Consider the following 26,415-nt stretch of genomic DNA (forward strand, 5'->3'; position numbering starts at 1 on the left):
TCATACATATTATACAATAATTTTTACCAAATATATCTATTTACTTTCGATTTAGGAAAAATGGCCCCTCTCAAATTGGATTATTGAAAACAGTTATAGTAAAATTAAAACCGTTCAATACATATTGACGAAAAGAAATGGACGGAGGTTTCAAATGAAAAAAGCTAGCATTGAGTTTGAAAACGGAGAAAAAATAGTAGCGCAATTATTTCCAGAAGACGCTCCAGGAACTGTAGCAAATTTTGAAAAGCTTGCGAATGAAGGTTTCTATAATGGATTAACATTTCATAGAGTAATACCTGGATTTGTTGCTCAAGGAGGTTGCCCAAGAGGTAACGGAACTGGTGGTCCTGGTTATACAATTAAGTGTGAAACTGAAGGTAATCCACATAAGCATATTGCTGGAGCACTATCTATGGCACATGCAGGAAAAGATACTGGTGGTAGCCAGTTCTTTATCGTTCATGAACCACAACCTCACCTTGATGGTGTACACACTGTTTTCGGTCAGGTTATCGAAGGATTAGATTCAATTTACCGTATACGTCAAGGCGATGTAATGAAAGAAGTTAAAGTATACGAAGAGTAAGAAAGAGTTTTAAGCTAAGACACAACTGGTTAATTTCTTGTTGTGTCTTTTTTCTTGTCTTATAATAAGCAAGAGGTGAACGTTGAAATGAAAAAAAGAAATTGGGGTTTATTTGGCCTATTAGGCTTGATGGCAATTGGCTGGGGTATTATCTACTGGGTATTTATCGTAAATTAAATAACATTTTTACTACATAAATATGTACAATAAATGCCATAGTTGTTTATCCTTTGTATTTAAATGAGTAAATTACCACAAAATAATATTATATTGTGCTATACTGTTTTCAATTACAGTAATAAATTAATAATGTATTCCTTCGGGGTCGGGTGAAATTCCCAACCGGCGGTGATGAACAGTCGTTCTAAGCCCGTGACCCATTCTATAGTTTTTAGAATGGTGGACTTGGTGAGAATCCAGGGCCGACAGTATAGTCTGGATGGGAGAAGGATAGGTAGTGTTGGTATGCTGAAAATTGCAATTCGTACCGTTTATTTGGTATGGAAAAAAGCACATCACTATTTTATTTGAGACTTTAAAAGACCCTGGAATCTTATTTCCTAGGTCTTTTTTGTTTTGTAGATATACATAGCTCCCTATTTACTTACAGATTTGCCATAAAGGAGTGAAGCTTTTGAGAGATCAAGATTATATGAATTTGGCCATTAATGTTGCTAAAGCTGGAGTAGGTCAAACAACTCCAAATCCAGTTGTAGGTGCTGTTGTTGTTAAGGATGGCCGTGTTGTCGGAATTGGTGCACATTTAAAAGCTGGTGAGCCTCATGCTGAGGTACATGCAATACATATGGCCGGACAAAATGCCGAAAATGCAACGATATACGTCACCCTTGAACCTTGTAGTCATCATGGGAAAACACCACCTTGTGCTGATTTGTTAATAAAAAGCAATGTAAAGCGAGTGGTCGTAGCAACTACTGACCCTAATCCTCTAGTGGGAGGCAAAGGGATTAGTAAATTACGAAATGCAGGAATAGAAGTTATGGTTGGTGTTTGTAAAGAACAAGCTGATGAATTAAATAAAGTTTTTTATCATTACTTAGAAAACAAAACACCATTTGTTACTCTAAAATCAGCAACTACCCTTGATGGAAAGATTGCTACAGTAACAGGAGAAAGCCAGTGGATTACCGGTGAAGAGTCAAGACTTGATGTTCATCTTTATAGAAGTACCCATGATGCCATTTTAGTAGGAGTAAATACTGTATTAGCTGATAATCCAAGTTTAACAACAAGACTACCTAATGGAACTGGGAAGAACCCAATTCGAATTATTTTAGACTCCTCACTGCGTACGCCGATAGATGCTACGGTTTTAAATGATGGCCAGGCAGAAACATGGATTATCATAGGTAATGGAGTTAATCCGGAACAAAGGCATCCTTTTACAAATAAAAAGGGAGTAAGAATTCTTCAAGTGAATGAGCACAGGCCAACAATTTCAAGTGTTCTTACTTTACTAGGAGAAGAAGGTATTTCTTCTGTTTTTGTTGAAGGCGGTGCGGAAGTGAACGGAAGCTTTTTAAAAGAGAAGGCAATTAATCAAGTAATAACTTACATTGCTCCTAAACTGATAGGAGGAAAAAATGCTCCAACCTCAGTAGGAGGGAGTGGAATTGAGACCCTTTCAAGTTCTTTGCAGCTTAAGATCAAATCAGTAACTCAACTTGGAGAGGATGTAAAAATCGTATCTGAACCAATCTGATAAGGATGAGAGAATATGTTTACAGGCATTATTGAAGAAATAGGCAAGATTAAAAGGATGAATGGATCTCAAGATGCAATTGAGATTGAAATTAGTGCTAACAAAATACTAAAGGATGTTAACCTCGGAGATAGCATTGCAGTTAATGGTGTTTGTTTAACGGTTACGTCATATACGACAGATGGTTTTACAGTAGACGTTATGCCAGAAACTGTAAAATCAACATCCTTACGTACGTTACATAGAAATCACCCGGTTAACCTTGAGCGAGCAATGGCTGCAAATGGACGTTTTGGTGGTCACTTTATCTCTGGTCACGTGGATGGAATTGGGAAGATAGTTAGAAAAGAAAGAAAGAGCAACGCTGTTTATTATGAAATTGAGGTACCAGAAGAATTACATCAATTTATTATAATGAGGGGATCAATCGCTGTTGATGGTACTAGTCTAACTGTCTTTGGGCTCTCGGATAAAACATTTACTATTTCACTTATACCTCATACGTTATCTGAAACCATACTAAAGGACAAGGGGATAGGTGATATCGTAAATGTCGAATGCGATATGTTAGGAAAATATGTCAATCAATTTATTCAAAGGTCTTTTGAAAATGGAAAAACAAACAAATCATCCATTACAGCGGGTTTCTTAGAAGAACATGGCTTTAAATAAGACCAAGATCCGAAAAAGGGGGAATTCACTATGTTTGACTCAGTTGAAGAAGCAATAGAAGACCTTATGAATGGAAAAGTAGTTATTGTTTGCGATGATGAGGATCGAGAGAATGAGGGAGATTTTATCGCATTAGCAGATCGTGCTACACCAGAGGTTATCAATTTTATGATTACGCATGGCCGTGGATTAGTTTGTGTACCTGTTACTGAACAATTAGCAAATAAACTAGGTCTTGAACCTATGGTAACACACAACACTGACCCGCATGGGACTGCGTTTACAGTAAGCATAGACCATAAAACTACAACAACAGGCATTAGTGCTCATGAGAGATCGGCAACTATAATGGAATTATTAAATCCTGAATCAAAGGCAACAGATTTTAAAAGACCAGGCCACGTATTCCCACTTATTGCAAAGAATGGGGGAGTTCTCCGTAGAGCAGGTCATACTGAAGCTGCCGTAGATTTAGCAAAGCTAAGTGGAGCAGAGCCTGCAGGAGTAATCTGTGAAATTATTAATGAGGATGGGACTATGGCAAGGGTTCCTGAATTACGCAAGATTGCAGATGAGTTCAAACTTAAAATGATTACAATTGAGGACTTAATTCGCTATCGAAATCGCAAGGAGAAGCTTGTTAAAAAAGAAGTTGAGGTTATTCTTCCGACCGAGTATGGGGAATTTCGTGCAGTTGGTTACTCAAATGTAGTTGATGGCAAAGAGCATATAGCATTAATTAAAGGTGACATTAGTCCATCTGAGCCAACTCTTGTTAGAGTGCATTCTGAGTGTTTAACTGGAGATGTTTTTGGTTCACTTAGATGTGACTGTGGACCGCAACTTCATGCTGCATTAACTCAAATAGAAAAAGAAGGCGCAGGAGTTTTATTGTATATGAGGCAAGAAGGCAGGGGCATTGGGCTGCTGAATAAAATGCGTGCTTATAAACTTCAAGAAGAAGGCTATGATACAGTAGAGGCAAATGAGAAGCTTGGTTTCTTGCCTGATCTAAGAGATTACGGTATTGGAGCTCAAATATTAAAGGATATTGGAGTCTCTAAGATGAAACTTTTAACAAATAATCCAAGGAAGATTGCAGGATTAGAAGGCTATGAACTAGAAGTAGTTGATCGCATCCCAATCCAAATGGAAGTCAATAAAGCAAATGAGAAATATTTAAAAACTAAAAATGAAAAACTAGGGCATATGTTTCATTTTTAAAAAAATAGAAAAAATAACTTATAACATAGGAGGATCATTATGAATAGAATTTATGAAGGAAACTTAGTTGGAACAGGGTTAAAAATAGGAATTGTAGTTGCTCGTTTTAATGAGTTTATTACAAATAGATTATTAAGCGGTTCATTAGATGCTCTAAAGAGACATGGTGTAAATGAAAGTGATGTTGAGATTGCGTGGGTACCTGGAGCTTTTGAAATTCCGTTAGTCGCAAAAAAAATGGCTGAATCTAAAAAGTACGATGCTGTTATTACGTTAGGTACGGTTATACAAGGTGCTACTTCTCACTATGATTTTGTTTGTAATGAAGTTGCAAAAGGTGTTGCATCTACTGCACTTGCAACTGGCACGCCTGTAATCTTTGGAGTATTAACAACAGATACAATTGAACAAGCAATCGAAAGAGCTGGAACAAAGGTAGGAAATAAGGGCTGGGATTCAGCTGTGTCGGCAATTGAAATGGCAAACCTTTCTCGTTCTTTTGAATAAACTCTGAATAACTGTATTAAAAATACAATTATTGGATATAATTTAAATTTAAGGGTGTAAAAGAGTTAAATAAAAACGATATACTACTATTGGTACATCCTTTTGCCTCAACTATATAAGCATTTTTACTATGTTAGTCTAATAAAGATAGTTAGTAATAAAATCTGTATAAAGGTGATATACTTTCTACTTTTTATAAGTTTCTATGGAAAAAAGTATTAGAAAGTGATACTCTTAATTAATATATTAAGGCTAGTTCACTAGTCGATAAGTAGTAGGAAAGTTTTTCGATAATGAGGGATTTATATGTTAATTCGTTATAAAAAGAATTATGAGAAAATCGCAATGGGGCTTCTTTCATTTATGCCGACCGAAAAGGATTTAAAGAACCTGCAATCAACTATGAAGCAATATGAAACAGATGATACCAAGCAGTTATTCTTATGGAAGGAAGAAGATATTGTAGGAATTATCGGAACAACAATCCATGATGGGGACCAAGTTGAAATACAACATATATGTGTTAATCCATCTCATCGTTACCAAGGAATTGGTAAGAAAATGGTAAAGGCACTAAAGGAAACATTCCAAGACAAAGAATTAAAACCAAATGAACATACTGCAGCCTTTTTTGAAAAATGTGATTTTACAGAAGAAAATTGTTAGGACAGCCACTTCGGCTGTCCTTCTTTCGTCTTTTTTGAATTATATGTGGTGTTATTTAAATCTATTTTGCTTGAGAGCTATTTGTCTTTTTCGTTCTGCAATGACATCACTTCTATCTCTTAGACTGTGCTTATGAACCAATTGTTCATCAGACATGTCACTGCTCATCCCCCAAGTTTTTCCTTCGTTTGAACATTTGCTTTTACAAATTTCCAGTAGCTTTTTATCATTAATTGGCAAGTTAAAGCTTTTATATGGTACCTTGTTTTGTATAGCAGTATATTCTTTTTGAAGTATGGAATGTAATTCAACAATATTTAATCCCAACTTTTCTAATTCGTAACTTTGTTCTCTTATGATAGAAATCGCGCTTTTCATCATTCTGAGGGCACCAGGGAAATTCTCTCTTCTATGGTGATAAAGTGAAACGGCTACCTGAATTAAAGCAACCCAATGTGGTTTTCTATCCTGTTTGGTATCTTCTTTCCAGTGCTCCTCTAATACTTCATGGCATTCAAAATAGTCACGATCACAATGGAAGTGTATTAAATAATCAATATAGGCTTTTGGATACAAATGAAATAACACTCCTTTTACACTATGTAAATGTAGTTTATCATATATTTATTACCAAAATCATGAAAAAACAGAAAGTGTTCAGCTTCAATGCTGAACACTTTCTATGAAAGTATACGAGTACCTTCCTAAGATGCAAACTTCATTACTGTCATTTATTGATCAGCAAATCTTTTGTTTAGAACCAAGCTGCACCAACAATAATTAAAAGAATAAACAATACTACGATTAAGGCAAATCCGCCTCCGAAGTTGTATCCGTCACCCATTTGTAATTACCTCCTAATAAATATCTTTGTTACACAGTTATAGTATGAGTTTTTATCATTCATGTGTGGGCTAGTGCCATGTATTTGAATAAAAAATAAAGTTTTTCATTTTCACTTTAGGTAATTTTCCTAAACGAAATCTGGTACTTTTTTTATGCATGTCCTAAGCATTGTTAATGTGTTACAATAAAATGAAAGTCTCAAGTGTATACTTTTATTTGGTGGGATGAATGTGCAAGAGCATTACAATGTTAAGATTGATACTTTTGAGGGTCCCTTAGACCTTTTGCTTCACTTAATCAATCGATTGGAGATTGATATATATGATATCCCGGTCTCGGAAATTACCGAGCAATACTTATTTTATATTCATACAATGAAAGAGCTTCAATTAGATATCGCAAGTGAATATTTAGTTATGGCCGCAACTTTATTAGCAATTAAAAGTAAGATGTTACTGCCTAAACAGGAGGAAGAACTCCTTGATGAAGAAATAGATATGGACTATGAAGAAGATCCAAGAGAAGAATTAATGAATAGATTGATAGAATACCGGAAATATAAAGAGGCTGCAGAAGATTTGAAGGTACTAGAAGAGGAACGTTCGCAAATATTCACAAAGCCACCTAGTGACTTAAGTGAATATGCAAAGGATATAAGTGTTGACCGTTCATTGGATGTAAATCTATACGATATGTTAGGTGCTTTTCAAAAGCTCCTTCGTCGAAAAAAGCTTCAGAAGCCTTTATCAACAAGAATTACACGACAAGAAATTCCAATTGAAAAGCGTATGGAGGAAATTGTTAAGGAATTAAGAGGCTTTAAGGGTAAGAAGAAATTCACAGACCTTTTTCCTTATCACGATAAAAACCACATTGTTGTAACATTCTTGGCAATACTTGAATTAATGAAAAATAATATGATTTTTATCGAACAACAAAACAACTTTTCAGATATTTTTATATCGAGTTTGGAAAGGAGTTAATCGAAATGAAATTAGTAGACTTTAAAGCAATTGTTGAGGGACTTCTTTTTGCAGCTGGTGATGAGGGCTTAACTTTGAAACAACTCTCAATTGTTTTAGAAATAAACGAACAAACTGCACTGGATATTATAGATGATTTGCTAAAAAGTTATAAGAAAGCAGATAGAGGAATTCACTTAGTTGAGGTTGCAGGTACGTATCAACTTACAACAAAGAAGGCGCATGCTGTATATCTAAAAAGGCTTGTTGAATCTCCTTCAACAAACACTTTGTCACAGGCTGCATTAGAAACTTTGGCAATTATTGCGTATCGACAACCCATAACTCGTGCTGAGATTGAAGATATACGAGGTGTCAAAACTGAAAGACCAATTCATACCCTCGCTGCTAAGGCATTAATTAAAGAAGTTGGTCGAGTGGATGGAACAGGGCGGGCAATCCTTTACGGAACGACTAAAGAATTCTTGGAATATTTCGGATTAAGGACACTAAAAGAATTGCCACCTTTACCAGATAAAGTAGATGAACAATTTGTTCAAGAGGAAGCAGATTTATTTTTTGAAAGATTCCAGGAAACCCTAGATGATTCAAATTAAAATCACTTTAAACCAATGATATATGGTAATATGTAGGTAAGTTAATTGGAAAATGGTACTAGTTATGAGGTGAATTTAATGATAATTAAGCAATTTGATGGATATGAATTAGAAAAGTCTAAATCAAATACTTTTGAAGACTTCTTTAATCGTTCAGAGGTAACCTTCATTGAAGAAGGAGAAGAAAAGACATTCCAAGTATTATATTTACGTCATTTTGATGAGCAATTTTCAACATTCACACCGTTTACAGAAGATCCAGTATTCTCAATAGGTTCAAAGGAAGTTACTTTTAAGGAAATTGTAGCTCTGGTTTGTTTACTGAAAAATCCAGGGTATCGCCATCGAAAACGAGTTTATATTAATAACCTTAAAAACTTCGAAGAGCATTTCAAAGGAATTAAATTTGAGAAGTTCCAAGAAATGATTAGCCAGCTACTAGAGAAAAACCAGTATGAAATAAAAACACCTCTTGAATTCATTGAGCAATAATAAATAAGAAAATTTGAGTATCCATTATCTGTGGAGGGGTTACGCATATGGGGAATATGATTGTTAAATCACAAACAGAGCAAGTTGAAAGCTTTCTGAAACAAACAGTAACAACATTATCGACGTATTTGAATGATAAAACAATCCACTCTCTACTTGAGGAGACACCAGGTGAAAAGGAATATTATGAATCCCTTCTATCTAATATCCGTAGATTAGTAGTCTTCTGTGAAGAGGGCTTAGACGCTATTCGCGTTGTGCTATGGACTGAACCCTTTAGGAAAGCAGCAGCTGAAAAGGTCTTGTATAGAGTTTATCATCAGTGCATAGAAGAGTTCTTTACTCCAAAAAATGATATGTGGTATGAGGATAGCAGATCTGCCTACACTGGTAAAAATTCTCTTAGATTTAGAAAGACAGCCCCAGGCTCATTGCAAGACGTATTAGTTTCTCTTGAGAGTGGTTTTCAGACCGTAAGAGAAGAACTAGAGTATTATGAAACAGACTACCGAACAAAGATGCAACAATCTAAATAATACAGGATAACCACAGAGGAGACTCTGTGGTTATTTTTTTAGCAGAAAGAAAGTATAAAATTCTTTCCTTTCAGCATAAGTGCAACTACGGCTCTGCTTTCTCCTAAAGGCTTGGCAATCGCCGAGTTTCTAATGAAATTTCAGCTGGTAGATATGCTTATTTTTTCTATGAAGTTGTTCGTGGTTTTGTAGGGTCACATTCAGGTTGCTGAATGTCCTTCGCAGTCTCTGCCAGCTTAGTTAAGTAATAACATTCCTCTCTTGCCATGTGATCTGCCATTAACGGTGTTAATACACCAAGAATCTCTTTATTTAGTTCCATTTCTTCTAATTCCTCTAAGAAACCTTTAAAAATCTTCATCTCTAAATCAACGTCATTATTAAAACGTGAAAGTGCAGGGAATTCGAATTGATTTGTGCGAAGGAATCCAACTAATTCTACTGCTTTTAAATAAAAATCCTCCCACTCTTTCATAAACTTCTCACTTTTCTTAACTAAGTCTTTTTCCACACGATCTAAGTTCGATACAATGCCACCTGCGTGCCCTGCGGCATCAAGTAACCATATTAGATGATGATGTAATACATGAGTTGGTGGAACCTGCTTTCCTTCCACTAAAAAACTTGATATTCGGAGCCACTCATCTAATTCATTTACCATATGGTTAATAAATGAGGGTGTTAATGTTATTTTGACGTCGTCAATTAATTGAGACTTAATTATGTCAAGTTTGAAATGACGAAGCTGCTCACCGGCATTTTTTCCTTGTTGTATTAAAAGAAGTAATTCCCTACTTTGTGTGGGTTGACTCACTGTTTGTAGTAGTTGATCAAAGATCTCTATAAAATTTTTTGCTTGATTTATTCTTTTGTGCTCACTAGGTGCCAAGGAATCATGTATAAATCTACTGTGATCACCTAATATTTGCATCCAAAACTTTGTTTCAAACAATGCTTCAGTTTCAAATGTAGTATTCAAAATGCACACCTCCAATATGTTCCTTGTATGCATATGTAAGGGCGCCCAAAAAGGTGAATGTGAGGGTGATTGTAAACCTTTGTTCATTGAATGTCTAACTAACTCGAGTTTTCAGATAGATAATTGTCACGGCTAAAAATAAATTGCATACGATAGTGACGATTAACCTTGAGGGAGGATATCATGAGTCATTTAGATAAGTATAGGCAATATGTTGATGAGGTTACCAGCTGGTTTGAAGAATTCAAAGAAGAAATTACGATTACTAGAAGTGAAAAATTATTATCAAGAATAGAAGAATTTGAGAAGACATTGGAAACTGTCCGTAATAATATTACATTTGATTCAATTCGAAATCTTACTAATGATATGGAAGCGCTTTACAAAGAAAGTACACAGATAGCGTCAGAATCAGATTTGGGTAAAGAGATTGTTGATATGAGAAGAGTAGATATAGGTCAACATAAATTGCCCCCATTACCATATAGATATGATGCGTTAGAACCGCATATTTCTAGTGAGATAATGAGACTTCACCATGATAAACATCATAAAAGCTATGTAGATGGATTAAATAAGGCTGAAAGAATGATGCAACAAGCACGGGAAACAGGTAACTATGATTTATTAAAGCATTGGGAGAGAGAAGCCGCTTTTCATGGCTCTGGTCATTACTTACACACTATATTCTGGAATGTGATGACACCTCAAGGTGGAGGAATGCCAGGGCGTAATTTACTTCGTCAAATTAATAACGACTTCGGAAGTTTTGAACGTTTTAAAAAACACTTTACTGAGGCCGCAAACAAAGTAGAAGGTGTTGGCTGGGCGATACTTGTTTGGGCACCTAGATCAGGCCGATTAGAAATCTTACAGGCAGAAAAACATCAAAATTTGACACAGTGGGATACCATACCGTTATTAGTACTTGATGTATGGGAACATGCTTATTATCTTCAATATAAAAATGTGAGGGAAGATTACGTTAATAACTGGTGGAACGTTGTTAATTGGAAGGAAGTAGAACAAAGATTTCAGCATGCTTCAAGATTACAATGGAAGCAATTTTAAAAAAATACTGAATTAACTACTGACCAGCATGGTCAGTTTTCTTTTTTTGAAACATCTTATCCATAAAAGGATTTAGTATAAATATAACTCCTTCCTTGTTTATGTATTTACTGTATGGCAATCAGTTAGTTTTCTATGGGTGTTATATTCCTCTATAGATTGTACATATTTTAATCATATAGTTGGACATGTTTTGCATACACTTGTACAAAACAGCAAAAGGGGACGGGGATTCTATGACGTTTTTTCGCAGAAGAGTAATTTTGCTCATAATAGCAATAGTTCTCTTGGCTATGTTACCTCAAAAGGCAAGTGCAGTTTCTGTCAGTGCCAAAAGTGCCATTTTAATAGAACAAGAGTCAGGTAGAATATTGTTTGAAAAAAATGCCTACTCAAAAATGAGAATTGCTAGTATTACTAAGATAATGACGGCGATTCTTGCAGTTGAGTCAGGTAAATTAGACGATATGGTTAAGGTAAGTGAAAAGGCAGTTTATACCGAGGGATCTTCCTTATATTTAAAACCGAACGAAAAGATAAAACTAGAACACCTCGTTTATGGATTAATGCTTCGCTCAGGAAATGATTCTGCTGTTGCTATTGCGGAGCATGTTGGTGGGAGTCTCGATGGATTTGTTTTCCTAATGAACCAAAAAGCAGCAGAAATAGGCATGCAAAATACAGAGTTTGCAAATCCTCATGGATTAGATGATCATGAGAATCACTACTCGACTGCGTATGACATGGCTATATTGACTCAGTATGCTATGCAAAATGAGAAATTTAGAGAGATCTTTGGTACAAAGGTATACAAGGCACCGAATCCAACAGAAAAATGGGATCGTGTATGGAGAAATAAGAATAAGCTTCTAACAAAACTCTATCCATATAGTACCGGTGGAAAAACCGGTTATACCAAACGTGCAAAAAGGACACTTGTGTCTACTGCTTCAAAGGATGGTGTCAACTTAATCGCGGTAACTATTAACGCTTCAAGTGACTGGAATGACCATATGAATATGTTTAACAATGCCTTTAGTTCGTATGAGTTAGTAAAGATTGTTAAACAAGGCGACCTTAAAAATGTAAAAAATAGTTTTTATAAAGGAAATGTCTTTGTTGACCATGATTTTGTATATCCACTAACAGAAAATGAAAAGAAAGACGTTAAGATTAATATAAATTTGGTAAAACCCGATGAGGAAAATTGGAGGAATGCAGAGTCGGTACCTGATGTGGTAGGGAAACTGACAGTAAATCTAGAAGATAAGACAATCGAAGAAATGCCGATTTATTTTGATAATGGAAATGTAGAAAAGCCCAAAGGCTCGTTTTGGGAGACACTAAAGAGCATATTTATGGTTATTTTAGGAGTTAAATAATGGTTAATTATATATGGGTTGCTATGACTATAATTGGAATTATTTTTGCACTAGTCAATGGGACAATAAATGAGGTTAATGAAGCAATATTTAAAGGTGCTTCGGAAGCTGTAACAATTTGTATTGGACTAATAAGTGTACTTGTTTTTTGGTTAGGGTTAATGAGAATTGCTCAAGAGGCCGGACTTTTAGATAAATTATCCAGGCTATTCCGTCCGATTGTTAGTAGGCTTTTTCCTGAAGTCCCTGTAAATCATCCTGCAATGGGATATATGTTATCAAACATGATGGCTAATATGTTTGGATTAGGAAATGCAGCTACACCAATGGGGATTAAAGCAATGGAGCAATTACGAGAGCTTAATGGTGGAAAAACATCTGCCAGTCGATCGATGATCACGTTCTTAGCAATAAATACATCAAGTTTGACTCTAATACCTACTACTGTAATTGCAATTAGAATGACCTATGACTCAGCGAATCCAACAGAAATTGTTGGAACAACATTACTGGCTACTGTCTGCTCAACAATTGGAGCGATAATAATAGATAGATATTTTCACTACCGAAGAGTAAGGAAGGGTGATAGTACTAAATGAGTATAATAAATACGATATCACTCTGGCTTATTCCATTAATCATAGGATTTATATTGCTATACGGAACAGCAAAACGTATCCCAACATACGAATCGTTTGTAGAGGGTGGCAAAGAGGGAATTAAGATAGCATTTTCAATTATTCCGTATCTAGTAGGAATGTTAGTTTCAATTTCTATTTTTAGAGCTTCAGGAGCAATGGAGTTCTTTATAAATCTTATTCGACCTGCATTAGAGTTCGTAGGCTTTCCGGCTGAGGTGGCACCTTTAGCACTGATTAGACCTATTTCGGGTACGGCTGCCTTAGGAATGACAACAGATTTAATTGCTACATATGGACCTGATTCATTTATTGGGAGACTTGCATCAACTATGCAAGGAAGTACAGATACAACTTTCTACGTTCTTACAGTATACTTCGGAGCTGTAGGAATTAAAAAAATGGGAGATGCACTTAAAGTTGGTTTACTAGCGGATGTTGTTGGGATAGTAGCTAGTATCTTAATTGTAACTATATTATTTGGATAAAACACGCTGTATGGCGTGTTTTTTGTTTTATTAAATAATAGGTTGTCAACCCCACGCACACCTAATCAGTTGGTTGTTGATACTGCTAATGAGTACCCGACATCAAGCAAGTCCAGCCGAGTTGGGCGTTCATACGGCAAACTAAACCCAAAACCAAGCAAGTCCAGACTTAGTGGGGGATTCTGCTTTAAGTCTAAGTACCTTTTATACGAAAACAAGTAATTGGACAAACTAGGTAATGTTTTTATCTTGTGAAATAATAAATAAACAAGTAAGATGTTTAAGAGGTGAACATAGATGGAACGTTTACAGAAAGTTATTGCTCATGCGGGTGTAGCTTCTAGAAGAAAGGCCGAGGAGTTAATCCAGACAGGCCATGTTAGAGTTAATGGGAAAGTTGTAAAAGAATTGGGTACAAAGGTTGGTCAAAACGATAAAATTGAGGTAAGCGGGATCCCACTAGAAAGGGAAGAACCTGTTTATTTTTTGTTTTATAAACCTAGAGGAGTTATCTCAAGTGTAAGTGACGATAAAGGTAGGAAGGTTGTTACGGACTTTTTCTCTGAGATTAAACAAAGAATTTATCCGATTGGAAGATTAGATTATGATACGTCGGGTTTAATTTTATTAACAAACGATGGCGATTTTGCAAATCTTTTAATGCATCCTAAGTACGAGATTGAAAAAGTGTATGTTGCTAAAGTAAAAGGAATACCTACGAAGGAAAAATTAAGACAGCTAGAAAGAGGAATTAAGTTAGAGGACGGTATGACTGCCCCAGCTCGTGCAAAGCTATTGTCAATGGATAAACGAAAGCAAACAGCAATTATCGAATTAACGATCCATGAAGGGCGTAATAGACAGGTTCGTAGAATGTTCGAAGCAATTGGACATGAAGTCCTAAAGCTTAAAAGAGAAAGATTTGGATTCCTAAACCTTCGAGGATTACAAACAGGTGGACATCGTGAACTTCTTCCTCACGAAGTAAAGCAACTAAGGGCACTGGCAAGTACGCAAGGAAATAGACTTAAATAAAAGTGGTATATCTGTATTTGCTTGTTGTTAGGTAAGGACAAGTCTAAAAATTATATGGGGAGTATTTTCCCCAGGTGACCTTGCAGAAATGGTAGTTTACGTCTATGATAATAACCATTCTCAATTGTCACATAACCTTCATAATATTAACAATGTCACTATATTATTAAATGCTATAATGTGAACCATAGGCTTTTTTTCACTTTTTAGGTTAACCCTTCTTTTCTGAAAAAATAATATATTACATAAAGTTGACTTTGCGAACAAAAGCCAAATAGCATTTATAATAGTTTCATAAAGGGGAAGAGTAGGATGAGAAAAAAGCGACGGCTAGTTTTTCGAACAATAATTCTAGCACTCCTCGCCGCTGCACTCGTTTACACATTATATGTTAATTTCTTTACAAGTAAAGAAAAAATAGCAGTTGGAGACATGGCGCCAGACTTTGTTGTAACTGATTTAGATGGAAAACAGCATCGTTTATCAGAATACAGAGGGGAAAAAGGTGTATTCTTAAACTTCTGGGGTACATGGTGTAAACCGTGTCAACGGGAATTTCCGTACATAGACAAACAGTATCAAAATTATAAAGATCAAGGTATTGAAGTAATTGCTGTCAATGTTGGGGAACCAGAATTTAGTGTGAAAAACTTCATAGACAAATACGATTTATCATTCCCTGTCGTAATTGATAAGCGGGAACAATTGCTACATGCCTATGGCATTGACCCATTGCCAACTACTCTATTTATCGATAAAAATGGAGAGGTTGTAAACATTATTACTGGAGAAATGTCAGATAAGGTGATACAACATAATATGGAGCAAATAAAGCCATAGGGAGTTATTTTGATGGAGAATGTAAAATGTGAGTGTGGGCACGTTAATCCCCACGGTACGATATTTTGCGAAGCTTGTGGAAAACCACTTGAAGATGTCAAAGTAAATAAAGAAAACACTGAAAAGAAAAATCTGTTAGATATGCGGTATGAAGGGAGTGCTCGTCGCTCTCAAACGTATAATAAAACGATAGTCGATAAAATTTGGAACTTCTTTTCATCGGTAAAAGTAGGGATATGGATAATAATCGCTCTTTTAGTCGCTTCAGCACTTGGGACTATCTATCCACAAGAACTATACATACCGCCTGCAATGAATCCGGCAGATTTCTATGAGCAGGAATACGGTGTTACCGGAAGATTATACTACCAATTAGGATTTCATAACCTTTATGGATCGTGGTGGTACATGGTCTTAATCGCAATGCTTGGTATTTCATTAATTATATGTAGTATTGATCGTGTAGTTCCATTGTATAAGGCTTTGAAAAAGCAAGGGATCACACGCCATGAGAACTTTTTAAAAAGACAGCGTGTCTTTGGAAGTACAACACTACAAAATGTCCAGTCAGATTTAGAAACTGTAAAAGATAAACTTCGTAAAAAACGATATGAAGTACGTGAAGAAAACGGTAATATACTTGCTGAAAAAGGTCGTTTTTCTAGATGGGGTCCATATGTAAACCATGTTGGTTTAATCATTTTTCTTTTTGGTGGTATGCTCCGGTTCGTACCTGGAATGTATGTAGATGAAGTTCTTTGGGTACGTGAAGGTGAAACAAAAAGTGTACCAGGAACAGAAGGCAAGTATTATTTAGAAAGCGAACAATTCATAGTAGAAGTTTATGATAAGGAAAATGAAAAAGAAGTCTTTGAGGAAGCAATTGAACAGGCTGGAAATGCAATGGTAGTGAAAAACTATCAAACAAATGTTATTTTATATGAAAGAACAGATGAGATTATTCCTGGTATTGAACCAGAACTAAAAGAAATCAAAAAACATGAGATTAAAGTAAATCAACCATTAAAGCATGACAATTTTGCTTTTTATCAGGTAGACTATAAATTAAATGAGTTTAGTGCAATGTCTTTCAAAATGATAGATAAGGCTACAAAAGAGGACTTCGGACTTCTTACAATAGACTTGCGTGATCCTCAAAGTAAATATGATCTGGGTAATGGTTATTCAGTTGAAATGGTAAGTTATTTCCCTGACTTTTTCTTTGATGAAAATGGAGAACCAGCTACTAAATCCAAAATACCTAATAATCCTGCATTCGTCTTTAAAATGTTTGCACCAGATAAGCAAGAGGGCGAAATCAGTTTTGTGGCAATACAGCAAAACATTGAACCGCTAGGTGATAATAAGTATCAAATGTCTTTTGCTGGTGTAGATGTGAAGAATGTTTCAGGATTGACAGTTAGACGTGATTTTACACTTTGGATACTAGCCGTTGGCGGAGCTATATTCATGATAGGTGTTATCCAAGGAATGTATTGGAATCATCGCCGTATTTGGGTTCAATTAAAAGATGATAAAGTGTTGGTTGCCGGTCATACCAATAAAAATTGGTTTGCTTTAAAAAATGATATCAAATATGTCCTAGCAGATACTAGAATTTCAGAACCAATAGATCAAGTAGACGTAAAAAATGAGAAAGAAAGTAAGGAGGGGTAATTGTGGCTGAATTAAGCTCAAACCTACTATATGGTGCTTTTATTCTCTACTTAGTTGCCACATTCGTGTTTGGAGGGGCAATACGAGACAAAAAAAGTACAAATGGTTATAATCGGTGGTCACATATTGGTATTATAATAACCATTACCGGTTTTGTACTACAGGTAGGTTATTTTATTACTCGATGGATTGCAGCAGGTCATGCACCTGTTAGTAATTTATTTGAGTTCATTACATTCTTCGGAATGATGTTAGTTTTAGCATTTATCATTATCTATTTTATATATAAAACAAGTATTCTCGGACTCTTTACATTACCAATTGCATTGTTAGTCATTGCATATGGAAGTATGTTCTCAAGAGAAATTTCCCCGTTAATACCAGCTTTACAAAGTGACTGGCTGCATATTCATGTGACAACAGCAGCTCTTGGACAAGCGATATTATCAATTAGTTTTATTTCAGGTATTTTATATTTGTTAAGAGTAGTTGACCAGACTGTGAAAAGTAAAAAGACATTTTGGTTAGAATTTATTATGTACGTATTAGTAGTAGTAATAGGATTTATTGCTATTTCTTCCATATTTGGTGCTATGAAATATGAATCTGTATTCTCTTGGGTTGATAAAGAAGGTCTAGAGGCAGAAATGGAATATCACTTACCAGCCCTAGTTGTGCCTAACGAAGGAGAATTATTAACAGAAGGTAAATTATCTTCGCCTATTGAATTACCTGCACTTTTAAGTGCTAGAAAGGTAAATACTTTACTTTGGTCTATCATAGCGGGTTCTATCCTTTATGGATTATTACGACTAGTACTACGTAAACGTGTTGGTGCAGCACTACAGCCACTTACTAGAAGGTTGAACCTTGATCTTGTTGATGAAATTGGATATCGTTCAGTAACTATTGGGTTTCCAATTTTTACACTAGGTGCTTTAATCTTCGCCATGATCTGGGCACAAATTGCTTGGACTAGATTTTGGGGATGGGATCCTAAAGAAGTATGGGCTCTTATTACATGGCTTTTCTATGCTGCATTCCTACACTTACGACTTTCAAAAGGTTGGCATGGAGAAAAATCAGCTTGGTTAGCAGTAGTTGGATTCTTTATCATCATGTTTAATACGATATTTGTTAACTTAGTAATTGCGGGTCTACATTCATATGCTTAACTCGGAAGCCTTCATCACGGATGAAGGCTTTTTTCAATAAAGTACGCATTACATACTTACAGCTTAAAATTTTTCAACACTTCCATCGTCAACTTATCATATGTCTATGAGATTTTTGTTACGTGAAATATGAAAGGAATGTGTCTAAATTTTGACTTTCTTTGTATAAATGTGAACGAGTGTGATAAATGTTATAGATAATCGTGAAAAGTTTATGTACGATAATGATGTGGTTAAGTATATATACAGTGATTTTTATGATAGTAAAGTTTTTAACAAGCTATTGGAGGTAATAGTATGGAAAACGAAGCGAAAATATTAGTAGTTGATGATGAAGAAAGAATTCGTCGTCTATTAAAAATGTATTTGGAACGCGAAAATTATGTGATTGAAGAAGCAGACAATGGTGAGCAGGCCTTAGATAAAGCGTTAAAAAATGAATATGACTTAATTTTGCTTGACTTGATGATGCCAGGAAAAGATGGAATAGAAGTGTGCCGCGAATTACGTGAGAAAAAATCAACTCCTGTCATTATGCTAACTGCTAAAGGGGAAGAAGTGAATCGAGTTCAAGGGTTTGAGGTTGGAACTGATGATTATATCGTTAAGCCTTTTAGTCCTAGAGAAGTAGTGTTACGTGTTAAAGCCCTATTAAGACGTTCATCATTAACTTCTTTCTTACAAACTGAAACGACAGCTAAAGATGTTATCGTATTTCCTCATCTAACAATTGACAATGATGCGCACCGTGTATTAGCAGATGGTAAAGAAGTAGGTCTTACTCCAAAGGAATATGAACTGTTATGCTTTTTGGCTAAATCACCGGATAAAGTATTTGATAGGGAACAACTATTAAAAGAGGTTTGGCATTATGAATTCTTTGGAGATTTACGTACAGTTGATACTCATGTGAAACGATTACGTGAAAAGTTAAACAAAGTATCACAAGATGCTGCGAAAATGATTGTAACAGTATGGGGAGTAGGATATAAATTTGAGGTAGTCCAAGAATGAAGTTTTGGAGAAGTGTTGTAGGGAAGCTATGGTTTACCATTCTATTATTAGTTTCCTTTGTATTATTTATTTTAACTATTCTCCTAATGGAATACTTTGAAAATTACCATGCGCAAGAAGCAGAGAGAAATCTTACTCAATTAGCATCAAACATAGCAGTGATAATGGAGCAACATGACAATAAAGATGTTGCCAGGTCCATTGCTTGGGAGCTTGTTGATAAGGAAACAAAGGTTATTATAATTGCAGATGAAAAGACTCATTGGGTTTCGCCTGATAGAGAGGCTATTGCAAATTTACCGGTTTCCCTTATATTAAATGATCCTGATTTAAAACAGGTTTTACAAAATGATCAAAATCAAAGTAAAAAGGTTTTTCTTCCAAAAGAGAATCAACTAAATAAACAAGCATCCGAGCTTTTTGTTGTAGGTGCTCCTCTCCATATCGAGGAAAATCAAAAGGGCGCAGTATTTCTTTATCAATCCTTAGATGTTGTTCAACAAACAACAGAGCATACAACTAAATTTATTTTTCTAGCAGCAGGCGTAGGAATTATTTCAACAACTGTATTTGCATTTTTCTTATTAACTAGAATAACAGCCCCTCTAAGAAAGATGAGAGAAGCAGCATTTGAAGTTGCCAGGGGAAAATTCGATACTAAGGTTCCTATTTTAACCCATGACGAAATTGGTGCACTTGGAATGGCACTTAATCAAATGGGCAGGCAGTTGAAATATAATATTAATGCGTTAAACCAAGAGAAAGAGCAGCTTTCGAGCATACTGAATAGTATGGCAGATGGAGTTATTACATTAAATCGAGACGGCACGATTCTAGTTACAAACCCACCTGCAGAGCGTTTTCTACAGGCTTGGTATTATCAACAGGGTATGTACCAAAATGTAGGAGAAGAACTTCCTCCTGAGGTCCGAGATTTATTTCAGCGTGCAGTTTCCTTTGAAAAAGAACAGTTTGTTGAAATAACGCTTCAAGGGAGAAGCTGGGTGATATTAATGAGTCCTCTATATAACCAAACGTATATTAGGGGAGCCGTAGCGGTATTACGTGATATGACGGAAGAAAGAAGATTAGACAAGCTCCGTGAAGATTTTATTGCTAATGTTTCACATGAGCTTAGAACACCTATTGCCATGTTACAAGGATATAGTGAAGCAATTATCGATGATATTGCAAGTTCAGAGGAAGAAAAGAAAGAAATAGTAAAAGTCATTTATGATGAGTCCCTACGTATGGGTAGACTTGTTAATGAGTTGTTAGATTTAGCAAGAATGCAATCTGGTAATATTACATTAAAAAAAGAACAGGTCGATTTTGACCAGTTGATTAATCGTGTGGTTCGTAAGTTCCAAGGTTTAGCCAAAGATAATAAAGTTACGTTAACATCTAGAGTGGATGGCCAAATCGGCGAGCTATTTATTGACCCAGACCGAATTGAGCAAGTATTAACAAATCTTGTCGATAATGCAATTCGTCATACCGATGAGGAAGGAAACGTAGAGGTTCACGTTTCTGCTCAAGAAAGTGGTATTCTTGTCGAAGTTAAAGATACTGGATCAGGTATCCCTGAGGAAGATCTACCTTTTGTGTTTGAGCGTTTTTATAAAGCTGACAAAGCAAGGACGAGGGGAAAATCAGGCACTGGTTTAGGATTAGCAATTGTTAAAAATATTATTGATTCACATCAAGGTAATATATCAGTTCATAGTAAGCTTGACGAAGGTACAACATTTACGTTCATACTTCCTCGAAAAAACGATTAATTTGAAGCATTGTGCCGAAGATTCTTGTTCCATAAGAAACATTTTTCTTGTAAAATAGAATACCATCAAGTAAGATAGTTAAAGACAAATAATTAAATAAAGTAGAGTTATAGGTGTTAAAGGAATGAATTATTTATTCCATTAGACTTAATAGGGAATCTGGTGCGAATCCAGAACTGTCCCCGCAACTGTAAAAGTGGACGAAATGAGTAAATACCACTGAATAATTAGATGGCCTTAAGCTGTTGGTTATTCGGGAAGGGCTCAAAGTAGGAAGAAACTTAAGTCAGTAGACCTGCCTATCTCTGTATAATTTATTATTCTCCGGGGAGTGAGAATTACCATAAAATCTTAGTGGTCGTACATGTACTATTCATTATTATTTTATGTAAAAAGCTCACCTCCGTTGGTGGGTTTTTTTTATTGTAAGAAGAAAAAAAGAATTAGTGATTTTCACAATAAGGTGGAGAATCACTTGTTAACCCACCCTTGAGTAGTTAATGGTATAAAGTGCTTTCAAGCACTTTACATAAAAAACATCACAAAGGGAGCAAGGAGTCATGAAAAAATTATTGTTTGTTTTACTATCACTTGGATTATTATTTGGATGCAGCAATGATGAAACTGTAAAGGAGCCTGCTAACAATTCTCCAGAAAATACCGGGGTTAATGAAAAAGCCGAAGTTGTTACAGTTATCATCTCTAAAAATAATGGAGAAGAAGTTATTGAACAAAAAGAAATTGAAATTGATGGTGAAGAAAAAGTTACAGTAATGGATATTATGCAGGAAAACTTTGAAATCGAAACTCAATTCGATGGTGCCTTTATTTCGAGTATAAATGGTGTTGCAGGTAGTGAAGCAGATAAAACGTCATGGTTTTATTCCGTAAATGGAGAGGAAGCTATGGTGGGGGCAAACGAATACGAACTAAACCCTGATGACAAGGTTGAATTTGATCTTCATGAGTGGGAATAATGAATGTCTCAGTTAAAAAACTAACCTTATTATCGATGTTAATTGCATTGTCTGTGGTCGGAAGAATAACATTTACTTTTATACCAAATGTCCAACCAACAACAAGTATTATCGTTATAGTAAGTTTATTTTTAGGACCGTTTTACGGTTTTGTATTAGCTGCTTTTAGCGCGATTCTATCAAATCTAGTAATGGGTATGGGACTTTGGACAATTGGTCAAATTGTTGCATGGGGAATTATCGGAGTAGTAAGTGGTATGTTAGGGAATTATCGAGAGAAAATTCCCTTCGCAGTTTTAACCGCGTATTCAGTCTTTTGCGGATTCTTATTTGGATTTGTTATTTCTCTTCCAACGTATTTATTTACGGGCAAATTTTTTGCTTACTATCTAGCAGGCTTACCATTTGATGTTAGCCATGCGATAGGAAATGGTCTCTTTTTTATTATTTTATATCCTGTATTACGGCTATTACTCTTAAAAACTTTAACTACTATTAAGTAAGGAAGAATATTCCCAAAATATTCTTCCTTTTTTGTTGAAAACATACTATATTGAGAGTGTAACTTTTTTTATGAAACTACGACTAATACATTGAACGGGAGGATATAGGGATGGATTCCTTGTTTGAGGAACTTTATGAAAAATATCATCACGATGTCTTTTCCTTCTTATTTTATATGGTTAAAAATCGTGAACTGGCTGAAGATCTCGTTCAGGAAGTTTATATTAGAGTATTAAAATCGTATGATAGATTTGAAGGTAAAAGTAGCGAAAAAACATGGCTGTTTTCCATTGCTAGGCATGTAGCAATTGATTCTTTTCGAAAACAAAAAGGTTGGAAACAGCGTATTATGGAGTCTTTCGACTGGAGTAAGCAAGAAGTAAAGGATTATGCTCCACTTCCTGAGGATATTGCGTTGCAGAATGAACAAGTACAAATGATGTACCGCTGCTTGGATAAATGCACAACGGACCAGCGACTTGTTCTGGTTTTACGATATATCCAATCTCTGTCAATTATGGAGACAGCTGAGGCACTCGGGTGGACTGAGAGCAAAGTGAAAACAACTCAGCACAGAGGACTGAAAGTTTTGAAAGCATATATGGAAGAATTGGGGATAAAGGAGGGACCAGTTGATGAAAAAATCAGAGTGGAACGATGAACAGCTAGAGCAGATGCTGATGCAAATGCCGACAATAAAAGACCACCGAAATCCACGCGAGATTTATCAGAACATATCCCTAAAGGTTAATAAGAAAAAGAGAAAAAAGGTTTGGTTCGTTCCGACTATTGCCACAGCTGCAGCAGCATTATTGTTCTTCATACTAGCTCCTTCCTTCCTAAATAATTTTAATTTAGGCTCGGAATCTTCATCTGATGAAGCTATGGAGAATGCAAGTATGGCAATTGAGGACAGTGAAAAAAGCACTGAAGAAGACCTTGGGAATGATTCAATCGGAATGTTGTCCGAACCAAGTGATAAAGAAGATGCCTCAAGGGTAATGATAGCTGAAGAGCAGCAAAGCTATACGGTTAAGAATCTTGATAGCAATGAAATACTCTTGACATACAGTGTTTACTTAGGGGGAGCGAATTTTCCTACAACGGTATCAATTGTTGTCCAATCTGACGGAGATAATGCTATTGAACAATGGGAAAAGAATATTCCGCTTGTAAATGATATCATTCTTAGAAATCCTAATCTAGGGATTGACCCAATACCATCCTTCTTCTCTGATTTTTCAGAGATAGTAGAAAAAGACGGCTCGAAGATTGTTCGAGCTGATGTAGCTGATAATGTGAATACGGAATCTTTTACAAGTGCACAGGGAAACGAATTTAAAAATCTTTTAGAATCTTTCCGTTTACTTTCTGATGATTATCAGCATGTTGAGTTATACAAAAACAATGAATTAGGTGTAATAAATGGGAATGAAGGGATAGTTGAAAAGAATATAGATTTAGAAAAAGATACGAAATATGCATATCTTTACTACATGCATGAAGAATCTGGCCATAAGTTTTTAGCCCCTTCATCTGAAGAATACTCAACAATTAAGGAGGCGCTTGAAGCAATGGGTGAGCCGCTGGGACAGGGCGATTATAAGTTACAACCAACAATCCCAGCTAATGCTAATTTAGAGACTATTAAACCAGATGGTACAAACTTAGCTATCACTTTCACTGACGATACTGGCCTCGATAACAATGATACTTTTATAAGAATGCTTGAAGCAATTCTGTTAACAGCTAAGGAATTTGACTTTGAAACTGTTACGTTCCACGGAAATATAGATCGTATTGGTGATGTACAGTTCGGAGAACCAGTAGACGTTCCAATAGCACCGAATCCATTACCATTAAATTAAAAGAGACATTTAAATGTCTCTTTTTCTATTTTTAGCGTGTCAAATTGCATGAAAGAAAACACCTTCTTTTATGTATAGTGGACACGTTTTTCTTTTTTCTCTAAGCCATTAGGCCTATATAGGAATTTTCTTACATAATATAAGAAAATTTTTCAAATAATGTAAGGGTGTCCGTAGAACCTTTAGAAATAAAGAAATTGGAAGTAGAGGTGGTCGTAAGGAAGGAGAGAAGCATGTTCTATTTAAAGACGGGCTTACATAATAATCATAGCAACCATAGTAATTGCTGAGGAGGATTACGATGCTAGATTTTTTAAAACGAATAACTATCGTAGCTGTTATGGCCGCGTGTATAGGATTGCTCTTTATTGGAGGTCGTAGTGCAAGTGCTCATGAAGCTCCAACTATTAATTCTACTGAACAATGGGCTTGGCCTGTAGTGGGTAGGATAACCGATACTTTCGGTACAAGACAGGGTAATCATAAAGGACTAGATATTGCAGCTCCGCAAGGGGATTATATATATGCAGTGGAGGATGGAATAGTAAAAAGATCAAATTATGCAGGATCTTATGGTAATGTCATATTTGTTGAACATCCAAATGGCTATGAAACTGTATATGCACATTTAAGTAAGCGAATGGTAAAAGAAGGACAAAAAGTAAGTAAAGGTCAAGTTATAGGACATATTGGAAGTACGGGTAGATCGACAGGCCCGCATTTACATTTTGAAGTACATAACGGAGAGTGGAACTCTTCAAGAAATAATGCAATTGATCCCTTGTTTGTTTTGACTAATGAGCCAATTTTAGTAACCGCTTTAATGGAAAAGGAACAAGCAGAAATGCAAAGGAAATTAGCAAGCTTAAGCAAAGGTTATCATTATGAAGAAGAAACACTTGTAGAGGCTGCTGCACTTGAGAATAAGGGAGAGAAGGTAACCAAGGTAATAGTTGAAACGGGAGAAACACTATGGGATCTCTCAAAAGAATTTGATGTTTCTATCGATTCAATTATGGAATGGAACAAGTTAAACTCTTCTCTATTGGTAGTGGGTCAGTCCTTGGATATTTATCATAATGAAAAAGAAACCTACACTGTGAAGTCAGGGGATTCATTATCAGTTATATCAAGTCAAGTTGGTTTAACTGTGGAAGAAATAAAAACAATTAACCAGCTAAATAATGATATGATTTTCCCGAATCAAGTTTTAGTAATTGAAAAAACTCAACAATAATATAATATTTAGCTTTCCCTCAAAGGGTTGTTCAGTTATAATAGTTAAAACTTTGAGGGGGAGTCTAGATGCTTACTGATTATCATAATCATTTAGAGTTAGGTACTTTAGATCTTGACTACTTAATGCAGTTTATTAAGGAAGCACGTTTAAAAAAGATTGAACATTTCGGAATTTCAGAACACGCATATCATTTTTACCAGACGAAAGATATTTTGCGGAATCCTTGGGTTGACGAGAGACGTTATTATGATATGAATGATTACGTTAACTTATTTAAACAAGCCTGGAGAAGTAATATTGACGTGAAAATGTCAATTGAAATGGATTATACCCCTGGAAAGCATCAAGAAATGAAGCGATTTATTTCTTCGTATGACTTTGACTATGTGATCGGATCTATTCATTGGGTTGATGACTTTGGAATTGACCTTGCTGAGTTTCGGAAAGAATGGGATAGACGAGATTTATATGATACATATGAAAAATATTATGACCAAGTAGTGACGCTCGCAGAATCTAATTTATTTGATATTATTGGGCATATTGACCTTGTAAAGATTTTTAATTATATCCCAAACGACGAAGAATTCTTATTACAACAATATGATCGTGGGACAACCGCATTGGCCAATTCTAAGACTTGTGTGGAAATAAGTACAGCTGGATTACGAAAGCCTGTCGGAGAGTTATATCCTGACCCTAGGCTTTTACAAATGTGTTTCGATAAGGGGATTCCAATCGTTTTATCTTCTGATGCTCATAAACCTGAACATGTTGGAGCAGATTATGACAAAGCGATAGAATTAGCAAAAAGTGTAGGCTACAATACACTTATGACATTCACTAAAGGTGAACGAAGAGAAGTGCCACTAGGGTAAAACAAAAAGCAGGCATTTTGCCTGCTTTTGTTTA

The 26,415-nt window shown here is 35.5% G+C and carries 29 protein-coding genes and 2 riboswitches; of the genes, 26 read left to right on the forward strand and 3 right to left on the reverse strand.

The features are described 5' to 3' along the window. Positions 1–154: 154 nt before the first annotated feature. The 6 genes from AB3M96_RS12330 to AB3M96_RS12355 all read left to right on the forward strand — a co-directional run bounded on the left by AB3M96_RS12330 (position 155) and on the right by AB3M96_RS12355 (position 5,381). The gene (locus AB3M96_RS12330; protein WP_412967913.1) at positions 155–589 is read left to right on the forward strand and encodes a peptidylprolyl isomerase; all 435 of its coding nucleotides are present in this window, start codon (positions 155–157) and stop codon (positions 587–589) included. Between the two features lie 311 nt (positions 590–900). Further along, positions 901–1,044: riboswitch (FMN riboswitch) on the forward strand. Positions 1,045–1,223: 179 nt separating this feature from the next. Next, positions 1,224–2,312 (forward strand): bifunctional diaminohydroxyphosphoribosylaminopyrimidine deaminase/5-amino-6-(5-phosphoribosylamino)uracil reductase RibD, encoded by a 1,089-nt coding sequence (gene ribD / locus AB3M96_RS12335; protein WP_412967914.1) that lies wholly within the window; start codon positions 1,224–1,226, stop codon positions 2,310–2,312. A 15-nt stretch (positions 2,313–2,327) separates the two neighbouring features. After that, positions 2,328–2,984: a riboflavin synthase gene (gene ribE / locus AB3M96_RS12340; RefSeq protein WP_412967915.1), complete on the forward strand. Its 657-nt coding sequence runs from the start codon at positions 2,328–2,330 to the stop codon at positions 2,982–2,984. Between the two features lie 30 nt (positions 2,985–3,014). Then, entirely contained in the window at positions 3,015–4,208 is a 1,194-nt protein-coding gene (locus AB3M96_RS12345) for a bifunctional 3,4-dihydroxy-2-butanone-4-phosphate synthase/GTP cyclohydrolase II (RefSeq protein ID WP_412967916.1), read from the forward strand. A gap of 39 nt (positions 4,209–4,247) precedes the next feature. Then, on the forward strand, positions 4,248–4,715 hold the full coding sequence (ribH, locus tag AB3M96_RS12350) for a 6,7-dimethyl-8-ribityllumazine synthase (RefSeq protein ID WP_412967917.1): 468 nt from the start codon (positions 4,248–4,250) through the stop codon (positions 4,713–4,715). A 306-nt stretch (positions 4,716–5,021) separates the two neighbouring features. Further along, positions 5,022–5,381 (forward strand): GNAT family N-acetyltransferase, encoded by a 360-nt coding sequence (locus tag AB3M96_RS12355; RefSeq protein ID WP_412967918.1) that lies wholly within the window; start codon positions 5,022–5,024, stop codon positions 5,379–5,381. Positions 5,382–5,432: 51 nt separating this feature from the next. Here AB3M96_RS12355 and AB3M96_RS12360 read toward each other — a convergent pair whose 3' ends face one another. Together AB3M96_RS12360 and AB3M96_RS12365 are read right to left on the reverse strand one after the other, a co-directional pair. Then, positions 5,433–5,957 carry a DUF309 domain-containing protein gene (locus AB3M96_RS12360; protein WP_412967919.1) on the reverse strand — a complete coding sequence of 175 codons (525 nt, stop codon included), beginning with the start codon at positions 5,955–5,957 and terminating at the stop codon, positions 5,433–5,435. A gap of 178 nt (positions 5,958–6,135) precedes the next feature. Continuing rightward, positions 6,136–6,225 carry a YjcZ family sporulation protein gene (locus AB3M96_RS12365; RefSeq protein ID WP_077618657.1) on the reverse strand — a complete coding sequence of 30 codons (90 nt, stop codon included), beginning with the start codon at positions 6,223–6,225 and terminating at the stop codon, positions 6,136–6,138. Between the two features lie 226 nt (positions 6,226–6,451). Between AB3M96_RS12365 and AB3M96_RS12370 the strand changes: the two genes are divergently transcribed. The 4 genes from AB3M96_RS12370 to AB3M96_RS12385 all read left to right on the forward strand — a co-directional run bounded on the left by AB3M96_RS12370 (position 6,452) and on the right by AB3M96_RS12385 (position 8,834). Next, complete coding sequence (locus AB3M96_RS12370; protein WP_412967920.1) at positions 6,452–7,210, forward strand: segregation/condensation protein A; 759 nt, start codon at positions 6,452–6,454, stop codon at positions 7,208–7,210. A gap of 5 nt (positions 7,211–7,215) precedes the next feature. Further along, a complete protein-coding gene (gene scpB / locus AB3M96_RS12375; protein ID WP_412967921.1) occupies positions 7,216–7,806 on the forward strand; it encodes an SMC-Scp complex subunit ScpB in 591 nt (196 codons plus the stop codon). Between the two features lie 78 nt (positions 7,807–7,884). Next, positions 7,885–8,298 (forward strand): hypothetical protein, encoded by a 414-nt coding sequence (locus AB3M96_RS12380; RefSeq protein WP_412967922.1) that lies wholly within the window; start codon positions 7,885–7,887, stop codon positions 8,296–8,298. A gap of 47 nt (positions 8,299–8,345) precedes the next feature. Then, positions 8,346–8,834, forward strand: coding sequence for a YpuI family protein (locus AB3M96_RS12385; protein WP_412967923.1), 489 nt, complete (start codon positions 8,346–8,348; stop codon positions 8,832–8,834). A gap of 166 nt (positions 8,835–9,000) precedes the next feature. Here AB3M96_RS12385 and AB3M96_RS12390 read toward each other — a convergent pair whose 3' ends face one another. After that, positions 9,001–9,846, reverse strand: coding sequence for a DUF2935 domain-containing protein (locus AB3M96_RS12390; RefSeq protein ID WP_412967924.1), 846 nt, complete (start codon positions 9,844–9,846; stop codon positions 9,001–9,003). 150 nt (positions 9,847–9,996) lie between these two features. Here AB3M96_RS12390 and AB3M96_RS12395 point away from each other — a divergent pair, with 150 nt between their 5' ends. The 16 genes from AB3M96_RS12395 (at position 9,997) to AB3M96_RS12470 (ending at position 26,381) form a co-directional block, all read left to right on the forward strand. Beyond that, the gene (locus tag AB3M96_RS12395; protein ID WP_412967925.1) at positions 9,997–10,884 is read left to right on the forward strand and encodes a superoxide dismutase; all 888 of its coding nucleotides are present in this window, start codon (positions 9,997–9,999) and stop codon (positions 10,882–10,884) included. Between the two features lie 236 nt (positions 10,885–11,120). Next, on the forward strand, positions 11,121–12,266 hold the full coding sequence (locus AB3M96_RS12400) for a D-alanyl-D-alanine carboxypeptidase family protein (protein ID WP_412967926.1): 1,146 nt from the start codon (positions 11,121–11,123) through the stop codon (positions 12,264–12,266). Further along, positions 12,266–12,865, forward strand: coding sequence for a nucleoside recognition domain-containing protein (locus tag AB3M96_RS12405; RefSeq protein ID WP_412967927.1), 600 nt, complete (start codon positions 12,266–12,268; stop codon positions 12,863–12,865). Before AB3M96_RS12400 ends, AB3M96_RS12405 begins: the two co-directional genes overlap by 1 nt. Next, positions 12,862–13,392: a spore maturation protein gene (locus AB3M96_RS12410; protein ID WP_412967928.1), complete on the forward strand. Its 531-nt coding sequence runs from the start codon at positions 12,862–12,864 to the stop codon at positions 13,390–13,392. The genes AB3M96_RS12405 and AB3M96_RS12410 overlap by 4 nt, the downstream gene beginning before the upstream one ends. A gap of 297 nt (positions 13,393–13,689) precedes the next feature. Then, positions 13,690–14,427 carry a 23S rRNA pseudouridine(2605) synthase RluB gene (gene rluB / locus AB3M96_RS12415; protein ID WP_412967929.1) on the forward strand — a complete coding sequence of 246 codons (738 nt, stop codon included), beginning with the start codon at positions 13,690–13,692 and terminating at the stop codon, positions 14,425–14,427. 312 nt (positions 14,428–14,739) lie between these two features. Then, entirely contained in the window at positions 14,740–15,267 is a 528-nt protein-coding gene (gene resA / locus AB3M96_RS12420) for a thiol-disulfide oxidoreductase ResA (RefSeq protein ID WP_412967930.1), read from the forward strand. A 12-nt stretch (positions 15,268–15,279) separates the two neighbouring features. Next, positions 15,280–16,944 (forward strand): cytochrome c biogenesis ResB family protein, encoded by a 1,665-nt coding sequence (locus AB3M96_RS12425; protein WP_412967931.1) that lies wholly within the window; start codon positions 15,280–15,282, stop codon positions 16,942–16,944. A gap of 2 nt (positions 16,945–16,946) precedes the next feature. After that, complete coding sequence (ccsB, locus tag AB3M96_RS12430) at positions 16,947–18,119, forward strand: c-type cytochrome biogenesis protein CcsB (RefSeq protein ID WP_412967932.1); 1,173 nt, start codon at positions 16,947–16,949, stop codon at positions 18,117–18,119. Positions 18,120–18,416: 297 nt separating this feature from the next. Next, the gene (locus AB3M96_RS12435; RefSeq protein ID WP_412967933.1) at positions 18,417–19,133 is read left to right on the forward strand and encodes a response regulator transcription factor; all 717 of its coding nucleotides are present in this window, start codon (positions 18,417–18,419) and stop codon (positions 19,131–19,133) included. After that, a complete protein-coding gene (locus tag AB3M96_RS12440) occupies positions 19,130–20,914 on the forward strand; it encodes an ATP-binding protein (protein ID WP_412967934.1) in 1,785 nt (594 codons plus the stop codon). Before AB3M96_RS12435 ends, AB3M96_RS12440 begins: the two co-directional genes overlap by 4 nt. 94 nt (positions 20,915–21,008) lie before the next feature. Then, a riboswitch (cobalamin riboswitch) is annotated at positions 21,009–21,231 on the forward strand. Between the two features lie 243 nt (positions 21,232–21,474). After that, positions 21,475–21,891 carry a DUF4430 domain-containing protein gene (locus AB3M96_RS12445; RefSeq protein WP_412967935.1) on the forward strand — a complete coding sequence of 139 codons (417 nt, stop codon included), beginning with the start codon at positions 21,475–21,477 and terminating at the stop codon, positions 21,889–21,891. After that, positions 21,891–22,394: an ECF transporter S component gene (locus AB3M96_RS12450; protein WP_412967936.1), complete on the forward strand. Its 504-nt coding sequence runs from the start codon at positions 21,891–21,893 to the stop codon at positions 22,392–22,394. The genes AB3M96_RS12445 and AB3M96_RS12450 overlap by 1 nt, the downstream gene beginning before the upstream one ends. Before the next feature lie 110 nt (positions 22,395–22,504). After that, positions 22,505–23,056 (forward strand): RNA polymerase sigma factor SigX, encoded by a 552-nt coding sequence (gene sigX / locus AB3M96_RS12455; RefSeq protein ID WP_412967937.1) that lies wholly within the window; start codon positions 22,505–22,507, stop codon positions 23,054–23,056. Next, the gene (locus AB3M96_RS12460; protein WP_412967938.1) at positions 23,031–24,263 is read left to right on the forward strand and encodes a GerMN domain-containing protein; all 1,233 of its coding nucleotides are present in this window, start codon (positions 23,031–23,033) and stop codon (positions 24,261–24,263) included. Before sigX ends, AB3M96_RS12460 begins: the two co-directional genes overlap by 26 nt. 301 nt (positions 24,264–24,564) lie before the next feature. Continuing rightward, positions 24,565–25,500 (forward strand): peptidoglycan DD-metalloendopeptidase family protein, encoded by a 936-nt coding sequence (locus tag AB3M96_RS12465; RefSeq protein WP_412967939.1) that lies wholly within the window; start codon positions 24,565–24,567, stop codon positions 25,498–25,500. 68 nt (positions 25,501–25,568) lie between these two features. After that, positions 25,569–26,381 (forward strand): histidinol-phosphatase, encoded by an 813-nt coding sequence (locus AB3M96_RS12470; RefSeq protein ID WP_412967940.1) that lies wholly within the window; start codon positions 25,569–25,571, stop codon positions 26,379–26,381. The last annotated feature ends 34 nt before the right edge of the window (positions 26,382–26,415 follow it).

The sequence above is a fragment of the Ferdinandcohnia jepli genome, from assembly GCF_047246645.1.
Lineage (GTDB): Bacteria > Bacillota > Bacilli > Bacillales > Bacillaceae_L > Ferdinandcohnia.